The organism is Thermopolyspora flexuosa, from assembly GCF_006716785.1.
GTDB classification, from domain to species: Bacteria; Actinomycetota; Actinomycetes; order Streptosporangiales; family Streptosporangiaceae; genus Thermopolyspora; species Thermopolyspora flexuosa.
Genome location: NZ_VFPQ01000001.1, coordinates 1161811 through 1180339, shown reverse-complemented (window position 1 = coordinate 1180339; position 18529 = coordinate 1161811). Strand labels below are relative to the sequence as shown.

At 74.8% G+C, this 18529-nt stretch carries 16 protein-coding genes and 1 tRNA gene; 3 read left to right on the top strand and 14 right to left on the bottom strand.

Annotated features, from left to right (window positions below; all coding sequences use genetic code 11):
• Nucleotides 1-89 precede the first annotated feature (89 nt).
• On the bottom strand, nt 90-902 hold the full coding sequence (locus FHX40_RS05215; protein ID WP_229789089.1) for a phosphotransferase enzyme family protein: 813 nt from the start codon (nt 900-902) through the stop codon (nt 90-92).
• A 418-nt stretch (nt 903-1320) separates the two neighbouring features.
• On the opposite strand from FHX40_RS05215, the gene FHX40_RS05210 reads away from it, so the two are divergent.
• From FHX40_RS05210 to FHX40_RS05200, 3 genes are all read left to right on the top strand, one after another.
• Nucleotides 1321-1394 (top strand) — tRNA-Arg (locus tag FHX40_RS05210).
• 1062 nt (nt 1395-2456) lie between these two features.
• Nucleotides 2457-3128 (top strand): response regulator transcription factor, encoded by a 672-nt coding sequence (locus FHX40_RS05205; RefSeq protein WP_142258558.1) that lies wholly within the window; start codon nt 2457-2459, stop codon nt 3126-3128.
• A gap of 63 nt (nt 3129-3191) precedes the next feature.
• Nucleotides 3192-4136 carry a TAXI family TRAP transporter solute-binding subunit gene (locus tag FHX40_RS05200; RefSeq protein ID WP_142258557.1) on the top strand — a complete coding sequence of 315 codons (945 nt, stop codon included), beginning with the start codon at nt 3192-3194 and terminating at the stop codon, nt 4134-4136.
• Here the strand turns inward: FHX40_RS05200 and FHX40_RS05195 are convergent.
• The 13 genes from FHX40_RS05195 to FHX40_RS05135 form a co-directional block, all read right to left on the bottom strand.
• Nucleotides 4130-5587: a HAMP domain-containing sensor histidine kinase gene (locus tag FHX40_RS05195; protein ID WP_142258556.1), complete on the bottom strand. Its 1458-nt coding sequence runs from the start codon at nt 5585-5587 to the stop codon at nt 4130-4132. The two genes, FHX40_RS05200 and FHX40_RS05195, sit on opposite strands and share 7 nt — an antisense overlap.
• Nucleotides 5588-5651: 64 nt before the next feature.
• Nucleotides 5652-6167 carry a hypothetical protein gene (locus FHX40_RS05190; RefSeq protein WP_142258555.1) on the bottom strand — a complete coding sequence of 172 codons (516 nt, stop codon included), beginning with the start codon at nt 6165-6167 and terminating at the stop codon, nt 5652-5654.
• On the bottom strand, nt 6164-6406 hold the full coding sequence (locus FHX40_RS05185) for a helix-turn-helix transcriptional regulator (protein WP_142258554.1): 243 nt from the start codon (nt 6404-6406) through the stop codon (nt 6164-6166). Before FHX40_RS05185 ends, FHX40_RS05190 begins: the two co-directional genes overlap by 4 nt.
• 13 nt (nt 6407-6419) lie before the next feature.
• Nucleotides 6420-7256: an ABC transporter permease gene (locus tag FHX40_RS05180; protein WP_142258553.1), complete on the bottom strand. Its 837-nt coding sequence runs from the start codon at nt 7254-7256 to the stop codon at nt 6420-6422.
• Entirely contained in the window at nt 7253-8098 is an 846-nt protein-coding gene (locus tag FHX40_RS05175; protein ID WP_142258552.1) for an ABC transporter ATP-binding protein, read from the bottom strand. The genes FHX40_RS05180 and FHX40_RS05175 overlap by 4 nt, the downstream gene beginning before the upstream one ends.
• 174 nt (nt 8099-8272) lie before the next feature.
• Nucleotides 8273-10834 (bottom strand): M16 family metallopeptidase, encoded by a 2562-nt coding sequence (locus tag FHX40_RS24955; protein WP_170198720.1) that lies wholly within the window; start codon nt 10832-10834, stop codon nt 8273-8275.
• A 45-nt stretch (nt 10835-10879) separates the two neighbouring features.
• Nucleotides 10880-11770: an aminoglycoside phosphotransferase family protein gene (locus tag FHX40_RS05165; RefSeq protein ID WP_142258551.1), complete on the bottom strand. Its 891-nt coding sequence runs from the start codon at nt 11768-11770 to the stop codon at nt 10880-10882.
• Nucleotides 11767-12417: a flavoprotein gene (locus FHX40_RS05160; protein ID WP_142258550.1), complete on the bottom strand. Its 651-nt coding sequence runs from the start codon at nt 12415-12417 to the stop codon at nt 11767-11769. Before FHX40_RS05160 ends, FHX40_RS05165 begins: the two co-directional genes overlap by 4 nt.
• Complete coding sequence (locus FHX40_RS05155) at nt 12414-13376, bottom strand: LLM class flavin-dependent oxidoreductase (RefSeq protein WP_142258549.1); 963 nt, start codon at nt 13374-13376, stop codon at nt 12414-12416. Before FHX40_RS05155 ends, FHX40_RS05160 begins: the two co-directional genes overlap by 4 nt.
• 5 nt (nt 13377-13381) lie before the next feature.
• Nucleotides 13382-15256: an ABC transporter ATP-binding protein gene (locus FHX40_RS05150; protein ID WP_211350169.1), complete on the bottom strand. Its 1875-nt coding sequence runs from the start codon at nt 15254-15256 to the stop codon at nt 13382-13384.
• Nucleotides 15253-16521, bottom strand: coding sequence for an ABC transporter permease (locus FHX40_RS05145; RefSeq protein WP_142258548.1), 1269 nt, complete (start codon nt 16519-16521; stop codon nt 15253-15255). Before FHX40_RS05145 ends, FHX40_RS05150 begins: the two co-directional genes overlap by 4 nt.
• The gene (locus FHX40_RS05140) at nt 16518-17408 is read right to left on the bottom strand and encodes an ABC transporter ATP-binding protein (protein ID WP_142258547.1); all 891 of its coding nucleotides are present in this window, start codon (nt 17406-17408) and stop codon (nt 16518-16520) included. Before FHX40_RS05140 ends, FHX40_RS05145 begins: the two co-directional genes overlap by 4 nt.
• A complete protein-coding gene (locus tag FHX40_RS05135; RefSeq protein WP_211350167.1) occupies nt 17401-18423 on the bottom strand; it encodes a methyltransferase in 1023 nt (340 codons plus the stop codon). The genes FHX40_RS05140 and FHX40_RS05135 overlap by 8 nt, the downstream gene beginning before the upstream one ends.
• Nucleotides 18424-18529 lie beyond the last annotated feature (106 nt).

The following is an 18529-nucleotide window of genomic DNA, read 5'->3' as shown; positions in this document are numbered from 1 at the left end:
CGCACGGCGGCCGGGTGCGCCGTGCCGCCTCCTCTCCGCTGGGGTCCGAGCCCGGCCGTCCCACCATGCCAGGCGCGCCCGGGAGACGGTCAGAACAGGTGCCGCTCCAGTTCCTCCTGGTGGGCGTCGAGCCACGCGGCGGCCCGGCGGATGCGGTCGCCCGCGCCGGAGGCCCACATGCGGGCCCAGCCGCCGCCCTCCCGGATCGCCCGGGCGCGCATCGCCGCGTACGAGCGGCCGAACCGCAGCCGCGCCACCTCGACGACCCGGCGGCGGTCCCGCGGCGGCAGGCCGTACGCGTCGCAGAACAGCCGCAGCCGCCGGCCCACGTCGAGGTTGCGCTGGCGCGGGTCCGCGTCGACGGGGTCGGCGAGCGGGGCCCAGTGCCGCAGCGTGGTGACCACGTCGAACAGCCGGGTGGTGGGCCGGGCCAGGTCGAAGTCGATCAGCGCGACGGGCCGGCCGTCGCGGAACACCACGTTCTCCGGCGTGACGTCGCAGTGCCCGACGATCTCGGGCTCGCCGTCGTCGCCGGACCCCTCCTCCCAGACCAGCCCGGGCGGCGGGGCGAAGCCCGCGGCCGCGTCGTGAAACCGGCGCAGCAGCCGGGCGAGCGCGACCAGGGTCTCGTCGCTCACCGCGTACGCCGGAAGCGGCCGGGAGGCGGTCTCACCGGGAATGTACGTCAGCACCTGGCGGCCCAGCTCGTCGACGCCGAGCACGCGCGGGGCACCGTCGAACCCCACGGCCTCAAGATGCGCGAGCAGGGCGTTGACGGCGGGTGTCGAGGCCCGCGCCGGCCGCCGCACGGTGTCGCCGACCCGCACGACACCCTCGGTGACGGATCCCCCGCACGGTCCCCCGCCCAGCCTGACCTCGGTCAGGGTCATGCTCAGCGACATGCCCCCAAAGGGTAACGTTCCAAGCGCCTCCGCCGGGGCGGTTTCGCCGCCTGACGGAAGCGCGAGCGCCGCGGGCCGGTGCGGCCGGTGCCGGAGCGTGACACGTTGCGCGGTCACCGGTGACCGCACTCATGCCGGCGGCCACCCACGGGACCCACCGGGACGCCGCCCACCCGTTCCGGCTCATGTTCCCGCTCACCGGGCGTAAGGCCGACGGCGCCTGGCGAGGCTCGTCCCGTGCGGTCGCACCCGGCCGCGGCGGCCGTGCCGTACGCGTGGCGGGGAGCGGATCGCCCCGCGTCCCTCCGCCCGCGACGACCGGGTCCGGACCCGAGGCCGTCGCGATATTACTCGTTTACCCTACCGATGCATTAACCGTTGCACAGCGGTTCCCGGGATCCTGCACAATTGAGCGGGAGCGCCCTTAGCTCAGCTGGATAGAGCACCGGACTTCTAATCCGATGGTCGGGGGTTCGAATCCCTCAGGGCGCGCGTCGTGTAATCAGCGGACACGGCCCCGCCCGATGATTCACCGCGTGACCGGTGACAGGGCGGCCGACAGGGCACACCGTGCCCGAGTCCCCGTCACGCAGTGAATGTCCGGCTCCGCGCGGGGCCACGTCCGGTCCCGCATGGCGTTCGTGTGCGGGCACTGTTGGGCGTCGCCGTACTCCGGCCCGCGCCTCCGCCGGGTCCGCCTCCGTCACCTTTCGCGCGTCGGCGGACGCACCGGCAAGGATCGGCCTGCTCGACGAACGTGCACGGCATCGGGGTGACATTCCCCTCGTCCTCGGTACCGACTCCCCGTCGGCTCGGGTGGCGCCGGTCGCCGGGGTACGGCACGCGCGGGGCGCCCGATCCGCCCTGCCCGGGGTCTGGTGCCCGAACCGGGCCCGCGTGTCAAGTTCGGCGCTTTCATCCGGTCCGGGTGGCCCTCGGCATGAACCGGCAGGAGCCCGGGGAGCGTCGGCGATACGGCGGACGGCCGTCATTTCCCTCCGGATACGTGTTTGCCGGGCGAATTCGCCGGCCTCCCGATCACGGCGAGGGGCGCGCACACCCACGTCCATCGTCACAAGTGAACGTGAAATCCGGCGATTGCCTTTCATTAACCCAAGCGGGCCGACGCGAGGCAGCGGATCCCGCGAACCTGCGGGACTCAACGCCCGATAAGGGCCATACCATTTCCGACCGGTAGTGCATGGAACCGACCTCGCGCCGCCACGCTCCGCCTGGAGACGCCCGGTATGGCGCCGCCCCGCTCCCCATGCCTTCGACCGGCAGGTGAACCGCGACCGGCCTTTACGGATCGCGACTAAAACGACAAATCCGTCCACTCACCACTTGCCCCGGGCGTAACGTTCGTGAAATAAAACTATCAGTCAATCCGGGAGGTGAAAGAGCCCTCGGAGCACCACACGAGCGTGCCGGAAAACGGCCGGGTATGACTTGACCGCGGCGGGAATCCGTATCGCGGACAATTGCGCCGTACCCGGTGGACCGCGCTCGGGCACGTGGACAAGGCCCCGACGTACGCGAAATTGAGAGGCCGGCGTGGGGAACGTACGTGTGCTGGTCGTCGAGGACGACATCCGGCTGGGCAACGCGCTCAGCAAGGCGCTGCAGCGTCAGGGGTACGAGGTGCTGCGCGCGGTGACCGCGGCCGAGGCGCTCGAGGCGCCGCCCGTCGACCTGATCCTGCTCGACATGGGGCTGCCCGACGGGGACGGCCTGGACATCTGCCGGCGGCTCCGCCGGGAGGGCTCGGACGTGCCGATCATCGCCGTCACGGCCCGCGGCGAGGAACGCGACCGGGTGATGGGCCTGCGCTGCGGCGCCGACGACTACCTCGTCAAGCCGTACTCCCTCGCCGAGCTCGGCGCGCGCATCGAGGCCGTGTTCCGCCGGGTACGGCCCCGCCCCAGGCAGGTGGTCGAGGTCGAGGACCTGCACCTCGACCTCGCCGCGCACACGGTGACCCGGGACGGGCGGCCGGTCGCGCTCGCCCGCAAGGAGTTCGCCCTGCTCGCCTGCCTCGCGCAGGCCCCCGGGCAGGTCGTGCCGCGGGAACGCCTGATCATGGACGTCTGGGGTACGGCGTGGCAGGGCGTGGGCCGCACCCTCGACGTGCACATGGCGACCCTGCGCAAGAAGCTCGGCCAACCCACGCTGATCGAGACCGTCCGCGGTGTCGGGTACCGCCTGGGCCGGAGCGACGCCGACTGAGCGCGGGCACGCACCGTGCCCGTGGCCCGGCTGAGGCGTTCGACGCGAACGGGAGTCCCGCTCATGCGCAGGCTGGTGTGGTGGACGGCGCTGCTCGTCCTGCTCCTCGGCGGCTGCCAGGCCCTGGGCGAGGTGCCCGCCCCCAAGGGCACGATCAGGATCGGCACCGGCAACGCGGGCGGCGTCTACGCCGTGTACGGGACCGGCCTCGCCCACGCGATCCGCACGACCATGCCCGGCACGACGGCCGAGGTGATCCTCACCGACGGCTCGGTGGAGAACATCGAGCTCGTCGCCGCGGGCAAGGCCGAGGTCGGGTTCACCCTCGCGGACGTCGCGGCCGACGCGGTCGCGGGCTGGCCGCCGTTCCGCGAGCCGCGGCCGATCGTCGCGCTCGCCAACCTCTACGAGAACTACGTGCAGCTCGTGGCGCGGGCCGACGGCCCGGTGCGCACGGTGCGGGATCTCGCGGGACGGCGCGTGTCGATCGGCGCCCAGGCGTCCGGCACCGCGGTGGTGGCCGAGCGCATCCTCGCCCTGTCCGGGGTCGGTGACGCGGCGGTCCGCCGGCACATGGACATCCAGGCGTCGGCGCAGGCCCTCGCGGCGGGCGATATCGACGCCTTCTTCTGGAGCGGCGGCCTGCCCAGCGGCGCGATCGCCGAGCTGAGCCGGCGGGTGGACGTGCGGCTCATCGACCTGCAGGAGGTCGCCCGGCCGCTCATGCGCACCTACGGCGATCTCTACCGGGAGACCACGGTGCCCGCCTCGGTGTACGGCCTGTCGAGCGCGGTGACCACGGTGAGCGTGCCGAACTACCTCGTCGTCTCCCGGGACATGCCGCAGGACACCGCCTACTGGATCACCAAGGTGCTCTTCGAGCGGCAGCCGGACCTGGCGCGGGCCCATCCGGAGGGCCACCGCCTGGGCCAGTGGGCGGCGATCCGCACCCACCCGCTCGACCTGCACCCCGGGGCGGTGCGCTGGTACCGGGAGAACCACTACTGACCGCCGGGCGACCGGCCGGCCCGCGCGCCGTCGCGCTCGGGCGCCTCGCGCGGCCCCGGCACCGCGATCGCCTCGTCGGCCGGGCGCAGGCGGATGAGGATCTGCAGCCCGGTGGGGTCCGCCGGGGACAGCTCCAGGGTTCCGCCGCTCTCCTCGATCAGGGTGCGCGCCGTGGCCAGGCCCAGGCCGGTCCCGGGCACGTCCCGGTGGCGCACGCTGCGCCAGAACCGCTCGCCCGCGTGGGCGAGCTCGTCCGCGGGCAGCCCCGGCCCGGTGTCGCGCACCCGGATCTCTGCGCAGCCGTCGTCGCCCCGCCGTACCGTGAGCGCGACCGAGCAGCCGCGGGCGTACTTCAGCGCGTTGTCGAGCGGCACGTCGAGCGCGTGCCCGAGCAGGTTGGGCAGGCAGAGCGCGGTGACGCCGTCGGGCACGTCGACGGTGAGCCGGGTGCCGGTGCGGGCGTAGGCGGCATGCCAGGCCCGGGCGCGGGACCGCGCCACCGCCGAGACGTCCACCGGCGCGGGCACCGCCTCCACCGCCTCGGCCCGCGCGAGCTGGAGCAGCGAGTCGATCACGTCGCCGAGCCGGTCCACCTCCCCCAGCGCCATGCGCAGCTCCTCCCGGCCCTCGGCGTCGTCGCCGGGCAGGTGCCACTCGACGTTCTCCAGCCGGATGCGCAGCGCGGTGAGCGGGTTGCGCAGCTGGTGGGTGGCCTGGGCGACGAAGGCGCGCTGGTTGCGCGCGGCGGCGGCGATGTTCTCCGCCATCGCGTTGAAGCTCGCCGCGAGCCGCCGCAGCTCCGGCGGGCCGCCGCAGTCGGCGACCCGCACCGGGTGCGTGCCGTATCCCACCGCGTGGGCCGCCCGGTCGAGGGTGCGCACCGGCCGCAGCACCCAGCGCACGATCAGCGCCGCCGCGACCAGCGCCACCGCGGTGAGCGCGACCACCCCGAGCCCGAGCACGATCAGGCGGTCCCGGATGATCGCCCGTGGTGACGCGGTGTCGGACACCGTCACCACCGCGCCGAGCACCCGGCTGTCCCGGACGATCGGCTCGGCGATGACGTACGGCCGGTCGTCCCAAGGCCAGAGGGTGTGGTGCCGCCGGGTCGGCTGGCCGGCGAGCGCGCGCCGGAGGGGCCCGCCCACGCCGGGGAGCTTCGCGGTCAGGCCCTCGCGGGACGAGCAGATGACGAGGCCGTCCTCGCCGGTCACGAGCACCGGCGTGCCGTACAGCTCGTCGTAGCGCGTCAGGCTCGCGGTGAGGTACCGGGTGCGGCCGGTGGAGAGCGCCCACTCCGCCTCGTCGGCGAACCGCGCGGTGTCGTCGGCGCGGCCGAGGAAGAACCTGCGGGACTCCTCCTCGACCGCGGTGTGCACCAGCGGAAGCCCCAGCGCCGCCACCAGACCGGCGGTGAGGCCCAGGACGATGATGAGCAGACGCCTCCGCATTGCCGCCTCCCGTGCCTTACCTACCCTTGACCGGCCGCTTCGACGATGTCGCGGGCGGGACGGGTCACTCGTCGCCGGGCGCGTCCGGCAGCAGCCAGCAGGCGACGATGTGCGGGATCACCTTGTGGCTCGCCCAGGCCGCGCCGACGTACATGAAGGCCGCCAGCGTCGGGACCGTGAGGACGTGGTCGGTCGCCCCGAACGCGGCGACGAGCAGGGCGGCGGTGCCGAGCATGAGCGCGCTCACCCGGTGGGCGACGGCGTCGATGCGCCGCCGTTCCGCGAGCTGGCGCTCGTCGAGCTTGCGCTCGTCCCGCGTGACCGCGCCGTCGGTGGCCGCGACGAGCACCGCGAGCACCCCGCAGTAGATCAGCAGGGCGGCGGCGATGAGGCCGAGCGTGGTCCACGACGCCGTGGATCCCGGCCCCAGCGCCCAGGACGTGAACGGGATCGCCCACACCAGCGCGAGCGCGGCCACGCCCATCCCCGCCGCCGTCCGGCGTCCGCGGCGCGTGCCGTACCAGGCGGGCGGCATCGTGCTCTTGAGCTCCTCGACCTGCCTCGGGCTCAGTTCGTTCATCGCGTCATCCCCTCGCTTCCGAGCAGCGGGAACGGGTGGAGAGAGAACACGACCTCCATCGGGACCTCGAAGAAGTCGGCGATCTTGAGGGCGAGGAAGAGGCTGGGGTTGTACTCGCCGCGCTCCAGATAGCCGACGGTCTGGTAGTGGATGCCGAGCGCGTCGGCGAGCTGCCGCCGGGAGACGCCCCGCTCGGCCCGGAGCACCGCGATGCGGTTGTGCACGGCTTCCCCGGTCATCGCGCCTCCGGCCTCAGTTCCCCGCCGCGGCGAGCTGCCGCTCGGCGAGCCGGGACCCGGACTCCCGCCGGGTCACCCGGCGGATCAGCGAGGGCGCGATCAGCATGCCGGCGATGCCCCAGGCGGCGAGCACGCCCGCGACCTGGGGAAGCCGCCAGCTCCCCGCGATCTCGGCCGCCGCCGCGGACTCGGGCAGCAGGGCCGCGCGCAGGCCGAGCCCCTGCCAGTAGAGCGGGAACACCTGGGCGATCGCGCGGACGATCTCGGGCAGGTAGGACGTGGGCACGAGCACGCCCGAGACGGCCATGAGCCCCATCGCGGGCAGGACGAGGACGCCGGCGGCGGCCTTGGGGTTGGGGAACATGCAGCCGATCGCCGCCCCCAGGGGCACGACCGCGACCGTGCCGAGCACCAGCACCCAGACCAGCGTGAGCCAGTCGCGCGGCGCGCCCACCCCGCCCACGACCAGGGCGGTGGCCATGATGAGCACGCTCTGCACGGCGATCTGGCAGAGCAGGGTGGTCGCCCGCCCCACGAGGTAGGCCGGGATCCCGCCCGGGAGGCCGCGCAGCCGCAGCAGCGTGCCGTCCTCCCGGTCGGTGGCGAGGGCCGTCGGCAGGGTGAACAGCCCGGTGCCGAAGACGACGAAGGCGAGCAGGCCCGCCGTCATGTACGTGGTGGCGGTGACGTTCGTGCCCTCGATCGGCGTGTCGCCGATCCACAGGATCATGGCGGTGAAGAACCCCACCGTGCTGACCAGGGTGCCGATGAGCTCCTTGGGGTCCTTGATCAGGTACGTGTGCTCGATCCAGCCGCGCCGTATCCCGATGCGGACGGCCTTGCGGTTCACGATTCCCTCCCGACCAGGTTGAGGTAGCTCTCCTCGAGCGTTGGGCGACGGATGACGAGCCCCGGCACCGGGCCGCCGAACCGCTGGTGCAGCTCCCACGCCACCTGCGACGGATCGGACGTGGTCACGCTCTGCGGGCGGCCGTTCTCCAGCCACTCGACCCGGGAGGGCGCCTGTACGGCCGCGGCGAGCTCGCCCGGCGTCCCGCAGACGGCCACCCTGCCGCGCACGAGGATCGCCGTCCGGTGCGCCAGCTTCTCGGCCTCGGCGAGGTCGTGGGTGGTGAGCAGCACGGTGATGCCGTCCCGTGCCGCGAGCTTGGTGATGAGCTCGTGGAACTCGCTGCGCGCCTCCGGGTCGAACCCGGCGGTCGGCTCGTCGAGGAACAGCAGCTCGGGGCGGCCGATGATGCCCAGCGCGACGTCGAGCCGCCGCCGCTGCCCGCCCGACAGGCGGCCCACCCGCCGGTCCGCCTGCTCGGTGAGGCCGACCGCCTCGAGCAGCTCGTCGACGTCGTAGGGGTCGTCGAAGAACTCCGCCACGTGCGCGAGCAGCCGGCGGGTCTCCCATCTGGCGTGGTCGCGCCAGGACTGGAGCACGATGCCGAGCTTCGCCCGCCAGGCGTCGGTGCCGCGCTCCGGGTCGACGCCGAGCACGCGCACCTCGCCCGCGGACCGGTTCCGGAAGCCCTCGAGGATCTCGATCGTCGTGGTCTTCCCCGCCCCGTTCGGGCCGAGGAGCGTGAAGATCTCGCCCCGCTCGACGTCGAGGTCCACCCCGCGCAGCACCTCGGTCGTGCCGTACCGCATCCGCAGCCCGCGGATCGTGATCGCCGAAGTCATACTCAGGAATGTAGCAGTTCTACTACATCCCATCAATGGCGTACTACGTATCGATGAAGGAGCACGACGGAACCAGAGGCAGCCGATCGGGTGAGGCGATCCACGACGCCCGCACGCACGCACGGCCCGCCGGCCTGGCCGGCACGGCCGGGCGCGGCAGGTGTCACGACGGCGTCACGGCATCGCGGCGGCGCGGCCGGGCCCGGAGGACAGCGGCACGATCCTCAGGTCGGCGCCGGAGGCGAGGAGCGCCTCGTCGACGTCACCCACGATCACGCCGCCCGGGCGGCCGGTGCCGTACAGCTCCACCGCGGCCCTCGCCACGTCCGCGGGCGGCACCGCGCGCAGGAGGCCGGGCAGCCGTTCCAGCCAGTCGGCCCCCTGCCCGAAGGAGACCGCCTGGCAGATCAGGTCGGCGAGGAGACGGGGGGAATCGAACGCCGACAGAAGCTGCGCGAGGCAGTGGTCGCGGGCCGCGGCCGTCTCGGCGGCGCCGGGCGGATCGGCGGCGAGCCTGCGCATCTCGGCGCGGATGTCGGCGAGCGCGGCCGGGACGAGCGCGTTCGGGACGAGCGCCCGCACGTAGGCCCGGTGCGTGTCGAGGATGACGTCCCGCCCGGCGTAGGCCTCGTACTCCACCCGGTCCCGGCCGAGGATGCGCGTCACCAGCCGGGAGCGCGCGTAGCCGCCGAAGATCGCCGTGGCGAGGTAGCGCGCCGCCTCGGCGGGGCCGTCGAACGGACGCACCGCGCACAGGGTGAGGCGGGCCGCGGCGAGCCCGGGCCGGCGCACGAGGAGCAGATCCTCGGTGCCGTGCAGGGTGAGCGGGCGGCGCGGCGGACCGTCCGGGGCCCGCCAGCCGAGCAGCGCCTTCTCCGCGTGCGCCGGGAACTCCTCCGGGTCGAGATCGCCGACGGCGACGAGGCAGGCGGCGGCCGGGTCGAGCACGGAACGGCGCAGCCCGGCGAGGTCGTCGTCGTGCCCGGCGGACCCGCCGAGCCAGTGGCGGCGCAGCGCGGCGTCCCCGACGCGGTCGGGGTCGTGCCATGCCGGCGGCGGGACGGGCTCGGCGGGCTCCGCCGCGAGCAGCAGGCCGGCGAGCACGCCGAGCCAGTCGTCGAGCGCCCCGGAGGGCGCGTAGCCGGACGCGTCCAGCCACTGCCCGTCGGTGGACAGGTCGAACTCGCCGCCGAACGCCCGGGCCGACCGGGACGCCCGCACGCGGTCGGGGGCGGCGAGCGCGTCCACCCGCTCGGGACGGGCCCAGCCGGGCGTCCCGAGCGGCATGCGCAGCCGCAGCTCGACCAGGGGCACCCGCGCATCGCGGACGGCGACGACGCGCAGGCCGTTGGCGATCACGGTCTCGCACAGCCCCTGCAGCCGGGGGTCGCGCTGTGGCCCGGCGGGGGGCATCGGCCGTACGGCGGCGCGCCCGAGCCGCTCGGCGGCGCCGCGGCGCGCGGCCGGGGCCGGCGTGCCCGCGACCGGCACGGCGGGACCGGGCCGGGTCCGGCGCCCGGCCGGCTCCATGACGAGCACCGCCTTGTGCGCGGCGCGCAGCCCCCGGGCCGCCCGCGCGACCTGCTCGGGCGTCACCCGGGCGAGCAGGCCGGGCAGCTCGTCGAGCAGCCCGGCCCGGCCGAAGAGCGCCTCCAGCCGGCCGAGGGCGCGGCACCGGGCCTCCAGGTCGCCGTGCCGCCGGTGGTGCTCGGCGCACAGGCCGCGGACGGCCTCGGCCACCGGGCCGGCGATGCGGCCGGGGTCGGCCCACTCGTCCCAGCGCTCGTCCACCGCGGCCACCAGCCGCTCCGGCGTGACCCCGGGCGCCGGCAGCGTCGCGATGACCAGGGTGTCCGGGTCCTTCGCGGCGAGCATGCCGAAGAAGCCGCAGCTCGCGTCGAGGCGTGGCCCGTACGGCCGGGCGAGGCCGTGCCGGGTGAGCAGCCGGGCGAGCACCACGTGGGCGAGGTAGCCGGGCAGGTCCCCGGCGGGGTCCGGCAGCCGGTAGCCGAGCGCGACCGCGGTGGCGGGCACGCCGGGCTCGCCGCAGACGACCCACCGGTCGGCCCGGGGCGCGGGCTCCCGGAGATCCGGCGCGGGCCGTACCGGACGCGCGGGGATGTCCCCGAAGTGGCGCTCGACGAGGATGCGAGCCGCGTCCGGGTCGACGTCACCGGCGATGGTGAGCACCGCGTTGCCCGGCGCGTAGTGGGCGTCGAAGAACTCGGCGCAGTCGTCCGGCGTGGTACGGCGCAGCAGCGCCACGTCCCCGTAGCCGTCGTGCGCGTTGGCGAAGGTGTCGTAGAGCACGCCGGGCAGCAGCGGCCAGGGGAAACCCCCGTAGGGCCGTTCGACGACGGCCTGGCGGATCTCCTGCTCGATCCCGGCGAGCTGCTCGGCGAGGTTCGCCGCGGTGAACCGCGGCGCCCGCATTCGGTCGGCCTCGCTGAACAGCGCCTGCTCCAGCGCGGCCGACGGAAGCACCTGGTAGTAGTCGGTGAAGTCCTGATGGGTGGTGCCGTTGGCGGTGCCGGCGAGCCGGTACACGTGGTCGAAGAACCGGCCGTCCGGCAGGCTCGCGCTGCCCCGGAACATCAGGTGCTCGAAAAGGTGCGCGAAGCCCTGCCGACCCGGCGGCTCGTTGCGGAACCCGACCCGGTAGTGCACGGCCACCGCGACCCGCGGCGTGCCCGGCCACGGCGCCACCAGCACGCGCAGGCCGTTGGACAGGGTCATCCCGATCGGTTCCCGGCCGCCGGTCATCGGCGCGGCACCTCCATGTCACAGGTCGATGAGATAACCGAGAAAGTGCGCGTACCGCTCGCACTCGGCGGGGTCCCACGCGACGTAGGCGGTGAAGTCGTGCAGGTGCAGGGCGATGCGGACCGCCGCCAGGTGGTTCCACGGCACGCCCGGGCCGCGGCCGTACCCCTCGAGCAGCGCGTCGGTGAGGCCCTGCCAGGTCCGTGCGTCCCCGCCGAGCCGCCAGGAGAGCTCGACCAGCTCGCCGATCACCCAGCCGAGGTCGGTGTGCCGCGGCGCGGCGCAGAGGTCCTCGCCGACGAGGATCTCGGTGACGCCGGATCCCGGGGCGCACACCACCGAGCCCAGGCCGGGGGCGCCGTGGGCGAGCACCACGTCGTCGTCCCCCACGCCCCGCGCCGCCCAGGAGCACAGCGCCGCCCAGCGGTCCGGGCCGAGCCGCTCCCGCAGCACCGCGGCCGCCTGGGCGGCCCACGCCTGCGGCGCCCGGCCGCGCAGCCAGGCGTCGAGCCGGGCCAGGCCGCGGGACGGTACGGCGGGCCGGGACGCCGGCGGCGGGAGCGTGTGCAGCGCGGCGAGCGCGGCCCCCAGGCCGCGGAGCGCGGGCGCGAGGCGCGGGTGGACGCCGTCGCGGAGCAGGTGCCCGGCGAGCGATCCCGCGCCCGCGACGCGGTACTCCCGTGCCTCGCCCCGGGCCGTGCCGGGGACGAGCCGTACCCCGGCCGCGGGCCGCAGCGCCGCGATCCGCGGGGCGAGCTCCGGGTCGGCGGGGGTGAACGGCGCCGGGGCGAGCGGGCCGGGACGGCGGATCCAGACGAACCCGCCCGCCCCGTCCGTCGTGATCGTGGTCCGCAGCAGCCCGGTGCCGAACTCGTCCACCGGGGCGGCGGCGACCGCGGGGGCCGTCATGGGCGCATCCCGTCCGCCAGGGAGACCACCGGCGACGGCGCGTCCGGCTCGGCGGCGAGCTCCGCGCGGCACCGCTCCACCAGCTTGAGCACGTCGGGCAGGAACGCGGGCGCCCACGCGTCGTGCCGCCCGGTGGTCGCGCTCAGCCCGGGCCGGGGCGGGGCCACGGCGACGTTGCGGCGGCCCTGCAGCGCGGTCCAGTGCGCCTGGTAGGCGGCGCTGTCGAGACCGTTCGGCGGCAGCGCGGGCGCGAGCACGACGGGCACGGTCGCGCACTGCGCTGCGAGCAGCGCGGGCGTGTCGGCGAGGCCGAGGGCGAACCGGGCGATGAAGTTCAGCGTGGCCGGGTAGACCACGATGGCCTGCGCCCACTGCTGCCACTCGACGTGCCGGGCGGCGGCCTCGTCCTCGGGCCAGGCGTCGAGGAACACCTCGCCGCCGGCGTGGGCGGCGAGCGCGGCGGGCGTCACGAACCGCCGGGCGCTGCGGGTGAGCACCACCCGGATCTCCACGTCCGGGTGCGCGCCGCGCAGCCACTCCAGCCAGAACGGCGTGTGCGCCGCGGCGACCGCACCGGTGACGACGAGCAGCAGGCGCGAGATCCCGAGTTCGGGGACGGGCTCGTGGCCGTCGGGGAGCGCGGTCACGCGGCCACCTCCGCGAGGATCGTCTCCAGCTCCGCCTGCGCGACGGGCAGGCCGTACCGCTGGCAGACGCCGGTGACGTTCAGCACGATCTCGTCCACCCCGGCGTCCGCGTACTCCGCCACGGCGTCCCGCAGCTCGTCCGGGCCGCCGAAGACGAAGGCCCGGCTCTCCAGCACGCCCTTCGCCGTCACGGCCGGGTCCTCCGGGTCGACCTCGACCCCCGATCGGCGGAGCATGTCCTGGTAGTGCGGCATCGCCAGGTGGCCCGAGTTCCCGGCGAGCACGAGGTCGACCGGGTCCCGGCCGGGGGCGGCGAGCGCCACCGGGACCATCGCCGCGACGCGGGGCGCGGAGCGCCCGGCCCGCTCTGCGCCGGCGCGCAGTGCGGGCACGATCACCTCGCGCAGGTAGCCGGGCGGGGTGAGCCAGGTGATGGCGACGTCGGCGATCTCCCCGGCGAGCCGGGCCATCGCCGGGCGCAGCACGCCCAGCCCCAGCTCGATCCCGGGAACCGGCGGCCAGCCCATGTGGACGCGGCAGGGGTAGTACTCGCCCTCGAGCTCCACCGGCCGCCCCTCGAGCAGGCCGCGCACCACGGTCAGGTACTCGCGCACCGCGGTGAGCGGGCTGGCGTAGGGGGCGCCGAGCATGCTCCGCTGCAGCACGGTCGCGCCCGGCCCGAACCCGGCCACCGTCGGCTGACCGGTGGCGATCGCGACCGACCGCGCCTGCAGCGCGGCCTCGAGCGGGTGCCGGAACGGCATGAGCGTCACGCCCGTCCCGCACGGCACCCGGAAGCCGGAGGCCGCGACGTGGGTGAAGGCCTGGTGCGGCTCGACGAGCAGCGACTGCCCCTGCCAGAGCCGGTGGGCGGCGCTGTGCCGTACCAGGGCGGCGAGCGGCAGCACCTGCTCGGGCCGGGCCGGCATGAACGGCACCAGCACGGAGAAGGTCGGCATGCGGATCACACTCCCTGCCGCGCGACCGCCGGTCGCCCCGCCTCGTGGGCCCCGGCGCTCTCCGTCTCGGGGCCCTCCCCCGCGGTGAGCACGGCCTCCGCGGACCCCAGCAGCTGCCCGTTCACCAGCTCCGCGTACGCGGCGCAGCCCGACAGCAGCTCGTCGTGCGTGCCGGCGGCGAGGACCCGGCCGCGGTCGAGGACGATCACCTGGCCGGCGTGCTGCACGGTGGAGAGCCGGTGCGCCACGACGAGCACCGCGCGGTCCCGCGCGAGGTCGTCCACGACCTGGCGGAGCCGGACCTCGTTGACGCTGTCGAGCTGGGAGGTCGGCTCGTCGAGCAGGACGAGCGGGGTGTCGGCGAGGATCGCCCGGGCCAGGGCGAGGCGCTGGCGCTGGCCGCCGGACAGGTCGTTCTCGCCGCCGATGACGGTGTCGAGCCCGTCCGGCAGCCGCAGCACCTCCTCCTCCAGGCCCACCTTGCGGAGGGCGTGGAGCAGCGCCTCGTCGGGTACCGGGCCGTCGTGCCCGAGGGTGAGGTTGGCGCGGACGGTGTCGCGCAGCAGCGTGAAGGACTGGTCGACGTAGGCGATCCGGCCGCGCAGCTCGGCGGAGGTGAGCCCGGCCGCGTCCCGGCCGAAGACCTCCACCCGGCCTTCGCCGGGGGTCACGAAGCGCTCGACCAGCGCCAGCACGGTGGACTTGCCCGCACCGGACGGCCCGACCATCGCGGTGAGCCCGACGGCGGGGACCGTGAGGCTCACGTCACGGAGCACCGGCTCGTCGCCGTAGGAGAAGGAGACCCGCTCGAACCGTACGGCCGGGGCCGTGGGGTCGGGGTGCCACCCGCGCGATGCCGCGTCCGGCCCCGCCGCGCCGGCCGTGCCGTCGTCCTCGGACGGGAGGGCGAACAGGTCGTTGAAGCGGCGGCGGGCGGTCATCCCCGCCTGGATGTTGGAGGCCCCCGAGGCCACCATGATCAGCGGCGCGGTGAGCTGGAGGAGGTAGAGGAGGAACGCGACGAAGTCGGCGAGGGTGAGGTGGCCGGCGAGCAGGCGCGCGCCCCCGCCGATGAGCACGGTGAGGAGGGCGATGTGCTGCCCCAGGTTGATCGCCGGGACCATGAGGGACTCCATGCGGGCGGTCTGCACGCCCAGCCGCGCCAGGTGCTCCGCCCGGCCGGCGAGGTCCCGCGCCACCCGGTCCTCGGCCCGGTACGCCTTGATGATCGGCAGGGCGTCCATGACGCCGACGAACCGCTCGACCAGCTCGCCGAGGTTGACCTGCAGCGCCTGGAACTTGCGCCGCAGCCCCACGACCACGAGGGCGACGATCCACAGTGCGGTGAGGAAGCCGCCCAGTGTGATCAGCAGGAGCACCCAGTCGAGGAAGCCCATGATCACCAAGGTGCCGGCGAGGGTGACGAGGGCCATCGGGAGCTGGATCGGCCCGATGTCGATCGCGCCCTTGAGCTGGAAGACGTCGGCGGCGAGCCGCGTCGCCAGGTTCCCGCTGCCCTCGCGGCGGGCGTCGGAGAGCCGCAGCGCGAGCGACTTGCGCATGGTCTGGATCCGCAGCCGGCAGATGAGCCGCTCCGCCAGCCGCGACAGCAGGTACGTCGCGAGCGTCCCGGCGACGGCGGCGCCCAGGCCGACCGCGACCATGATCATCGCCGGCCCGGCGATGCCCCGGTTCTCCTGGACCGCCTCGAGCAGCCGCGCGACCACCAGGGGGAGCGCGAGGGTGCCCGCCGTGGAGAGGACCGCGAGCGCGCCGATCGCCACCGCGTGGGCGGCCTTGCCGGCGAACAGCGCGCGCATGATCTTCAGCTCGCCGCCGGGGAGCCGTTCGTCCAGATTCGCGTCGTTGACCACTCTCACCAGATCCCGCCTTCCCGGGAGTCGCGCAGCGCCTGGCCGACCTTGACGATCCCGCCGTGCCGCAGCAGTCCTCCGCTGTAGATCCGTGCGCCCACCCGCAGCAGTGCCGCGATCGCCGCCACGGTGAGCGCCACCGCGAGGGCGACGTCCCACCACGGCACCGGCTCGGCCGCCATGCGGACCGGCATCACCGACGACGACAGCCCCGGCACGAGCGAGAGGACGCGGGTCAGGGTGTCGTTCGCCCCGGAGAACGGCGCGAGCGCCGCGAGCAGGGCGATGCTCTGCAGGAAGCTGACCGGGCCCGCCGCGTGCTGGATGTCCTCCTGGCGGGAGACGAGCGAGCCGGCCACCGCCCAGAGCGTGGCGAACAGCAGGTAGCCGGGGACGAACCAGGCGACGACCAGCGCCGCGGTGCCGATGGCGTCCCGCGGGACGTCGACGAGCCCGGTGAGCAGGGCGACCGCCACCCCGCTCGTCGCGATCAGGGTGATCTGGGCCAGTGCGACCGTGCCGATGCCGAGGACCTTGCCCGCCAGCAGCTGGGCGGGGCGGACCTTCCCCAGCAGCAGCTCGACGATCCGGTTGGACTTCTCCTCGAGCACGCCCTGGGCGATGCCCTGGCCGAACATGAACATCAGGAAGAAGAGCACCATGACCCCCATGGCGGCGGTCATCGTGCGCTGCGAGGCGCGTCCCGCCTCCGGCTCCAGCGCCCGGACCGCGGGCGGGGCCACGTCGAACGCCGCCGCGACCTGCGCCGCGGGGAGGCCGGAGTCCTGCAGCCGTTCCGCGATCACGGCCTCCCGGTGGGCGAGGCGGAGCGGCGCGGCGAGCCGCTCCGGCAGCTCCTCCAGGACGACGATCTCGCCCCCGCCGACGACCGCCGCGTCCACCTCGCCCGCGCGGACCGCGGCGAGCGCGGCGTCCGCGGAGCCGTACGGCACCGGCTCGATCGCCTGCGCCCGCAGCGCCGTGACGAGCGCCGGCCGCTCGCCGGCGACGCCGAGCCGCGCCGCGCGCGCGTCGTCGCCGAAGAGCGTCTGGACCGCGAGCGAGGCGCAGAACACCGCGACCATGAGGACGAGCGAGACCCACAGCTCCGTGCGCTGGAGCTGCACCGTGATCTCGCGGTGCGCGATCGTCCTGATCAGGTAGGCCGGCGAGGGGCGGCCGCGGCCGGTTCCGTCCCGGCCCTCGGGGCGGGAGGGCGCCGTGGCGGATGCCGTTTCCGGCACGCCGGTGTCGGTCAGCCTCGTCGTCATGCCGCCATCGCCTCCCGGAAGATCTCCGCGAGCGAGGGCTCGCGGCGGCCGAAGTGCTGGAGCTCGCCCAGGGACCGGGCGGCGTCGAGCAGCTCGCCGAGGTCGGTGTCCGGCCGCGTCCGCAGGGTGGCGGTGTCCCCCGTCTCGGCGACGACGTCCACCCCCGGCAGCATGCGCGCCCAGTTCTCCGGGGCGCCGGTGAGCGTGATCCGCACCTCGGGGCGGCCGGCGGTGCGCCGGAGCTCGGCCACGGTGCCCTCCGCGACGATCACGCCGTCGCGGATGATGCCCACCCGGTCGCAGAGCCGTTCGACGAGGTCGAGCTGGTGGCTGGAGAAGAGCACCGGGACCCCGCGGTCGCGGTACTCGGCGAGCACGCCGGCCATCGCGTCGGTCGCCACCGGGTCGAGGCCGGAGAAGGGCTCGTCGAGGATGAGCACCTCGGGCTCGGCGATGAGCGCCGCGATCAGCTGGACGCGCTGCTGGTTGCCGAGCGACAGCCGCTCCAGCGGGTCCTTCGGCCCCACCCGCACGCCGAGCCGTTCCAGCCACTCGTCCGCGCGGCGCGCGGCGACGTCCGGGCGGATCCCGCTCAGCCTGGCGAAGTAGACGAGCTGGTCGCGCGGCCGCATCTTGCCGTACAGGCCCCGCTCCTCGGGCATGTAGCCGATGCGGCGGCGCACGTCCGCGTCGACCCTGCGGCCGGCCCAGCGCACCTCTCCGGCGTCCGGGGCGAGCACGCCGAGGGCGATCCGCATCGCCGTGGTCTTCCCGGCGCCGTTGGCCCCGCAGAAGCCGTAGAGCTCGCCGGGCCGTACGGCGAGGCTCAGGCCGCGCAGCACCGGCCTGCCGGCGAAGCTCTTGGTCAGCCCGTCGAACTCAAGCATGGGCGGGCTCCCGGGGGGACTCGGCGCCCGTGGCGGCGGTCTCGGCGAGGGAGAACTCGAGCAGCGACCGCACCGGGGTGCTCGGCCCCTCCCAGGTGACCCGGAGACCGGCGGACCTGCCCAGCTCACGCAGCTCGTCGACGGACCGCGACGGCCGCGGCATCGAGGCGGCGAGGAACAACTCGAGGCGGGCCGCGTTCGGTGTCCCGGCGGGGACCCGCAGGTGGATGTCGGCGAGGAGCACCCTGCCCTCGGGGCCGGCGGCCTCCGCGCAGTTGCGCAGGATGGTGATCGACCGCTCGTCGCTCCAGTCGCCGAGGATGCCGGAGAGCAGGTAGACGTCGTAGCCGGTGGGCAGCGGGTCGAAGAAGCTGGCGGCGACGGCGCCGGCGCGATCGGCGAGGCCGGCCTGTTCGATCCGCCGCTGCGCGATGCGGGCGAGGTTCGGCAGGTCGAGCACGGTGCCGTGCAGGTGCGGGTGCCGGGTGAGCAGCTCGATGAGCAGGGTCCCGTCGTTCCCGCCGACGTCCAGGACGCGCCGCGCCCGGCTCCAGTCGTAGGCCTCGATGATCAGCTCGGCGTCCCAGGCGATCTGCTGGTTGCCCTCCGCCTCCAGCGCCGGGACGAAGACCGGATCGTTGTTGATCTCGTCCCAGTACTCCCGGCCGAACGCGGCGGCGTGGCAGGGCTCGCCGGTCCGCACCGAGTGGAGCAGGCCGACGAGCCCCAGCTCGATCCGGCCGAACAGCCCCTCCGCGCTCAGGTACTGCCCGACGCTCTGCGGCGAGTCCCGCCGCAGCGGCTCGCCCAGCTCCGTGAGCGTGTACCGCCCCGCGTCGTCGGCGTCGAGGATGCCGAGCTCGACGAGATAGCGCAGGAGTTTGCCCAGCATGCCCTCGTGGGCGCCGGCCCGCTCGGCCAGCTCTCCGGCCGTCATCGGGCGGCCGGAGAGGTGATCGGCGAGCTTCAGGGCCGCCGCGGCCCGGACCGCGTTGGGCCTGACGAGATCAGCCATGTCGAGCAGGATTTCGACGCTCGACCCGTTCACTGTCATTTGCTGCCTCACATTCCTCGTGTCCGGTATTCCGCGCGCTCCCGATTCATCGCCGGCGGGTAGGATT

Excerpts from the sequence above, each read along its gene's own strand:
- FHX40_RS05200 (WP_142258557.1), top strand. The coding sequence starts at position 3,192 with ATGCGCAGGCTGGTGTGGTGGACGGCGCTGCTCGTCCTGCTCCTCGGC.
- FHX40_RS05175 (WP_142258552.1), bottom strand. The coding sequence starts at position 8,098 with ATGACTTCGGCGATCACGATCCGCGGGCTGCGGATGCGGTACGGCACG.
- FHX40_RS05185 (WP_142258554.1), bottom strand. The coding sequence starts at position 6,406 with ATGACCGGGGAAGCCGTGCACAACCGCATCGCGGTGCTCCGGGCCGAG.
- FHX40_RS05135 (WP_211350167.1), bottom strand. The coding sequence starts at position 18,423 with ATGGCTGATCTCGTCAGGCCCAACGCGGTCCGGGCCGCGGCGGCCCTG.
- FHX40_RS05155 (WP_142258549.1), bottom strand. The coding sequence starts at position 13,376 with ATGCCGACCTTCTCCGTGCTGGTGCCGTTCATGCCGGCCCGGCCCGAG.
- FHX40_RS05140 (WP_142258547.1), bottom strand. The coding sequence starts at position 17,408 with ATGCTTGAGTTCGACGGGCTGACCAAGAGCTTCGCCGGCAGGCCGGTG.
- FHX40_RS05145 (WP_142258548.1), bottom strand. The coding sequence starts at position 16,521 with ATGACGACGAGGCTGACCGACACCGGCGTGCCGGAAACGGCATCCGCC.
- FHX40_RS05165 (WP_142258551.1), bottom strand. The coding sequence starts at position 11,770 with ATGACGGCCCCCGCGGTCGCCGCCGCCCCGGTGGACGAGTTCGGCACC.
- FHX40_RS05190 (WP_142258555.1), bottom strand. The coding sequence starts at position 6,167 with ATGAACGAACTGAGCCCGAGGCAGGTCGAGGAGCTCAAGAGCACGATG.
- FHX40_RS05215 (WP_229789089.1), bottom strand. The coding sequence starts at position 902 with ATGTCGCTGAGCATGACCCTGACCGAGGTCAGGCTGGGCGGGGGACCG.
- FHX40_RS05195 (WP_142258556.1), bottom strand. The coding sequence starts at position 5,587 with ATGCGGAGGCGTCTGCTCATCATCGTCCTGGGCCTCACCGCCGGTCTG.
- FHX40_RS24955 (WP_170198720.1), bottom strand. The coding sequence starts at position 10,834 with ATGACCCTGTCCAACGGCCTGCGCGTGCTGGTGGCGCCGTGGCCGGGC.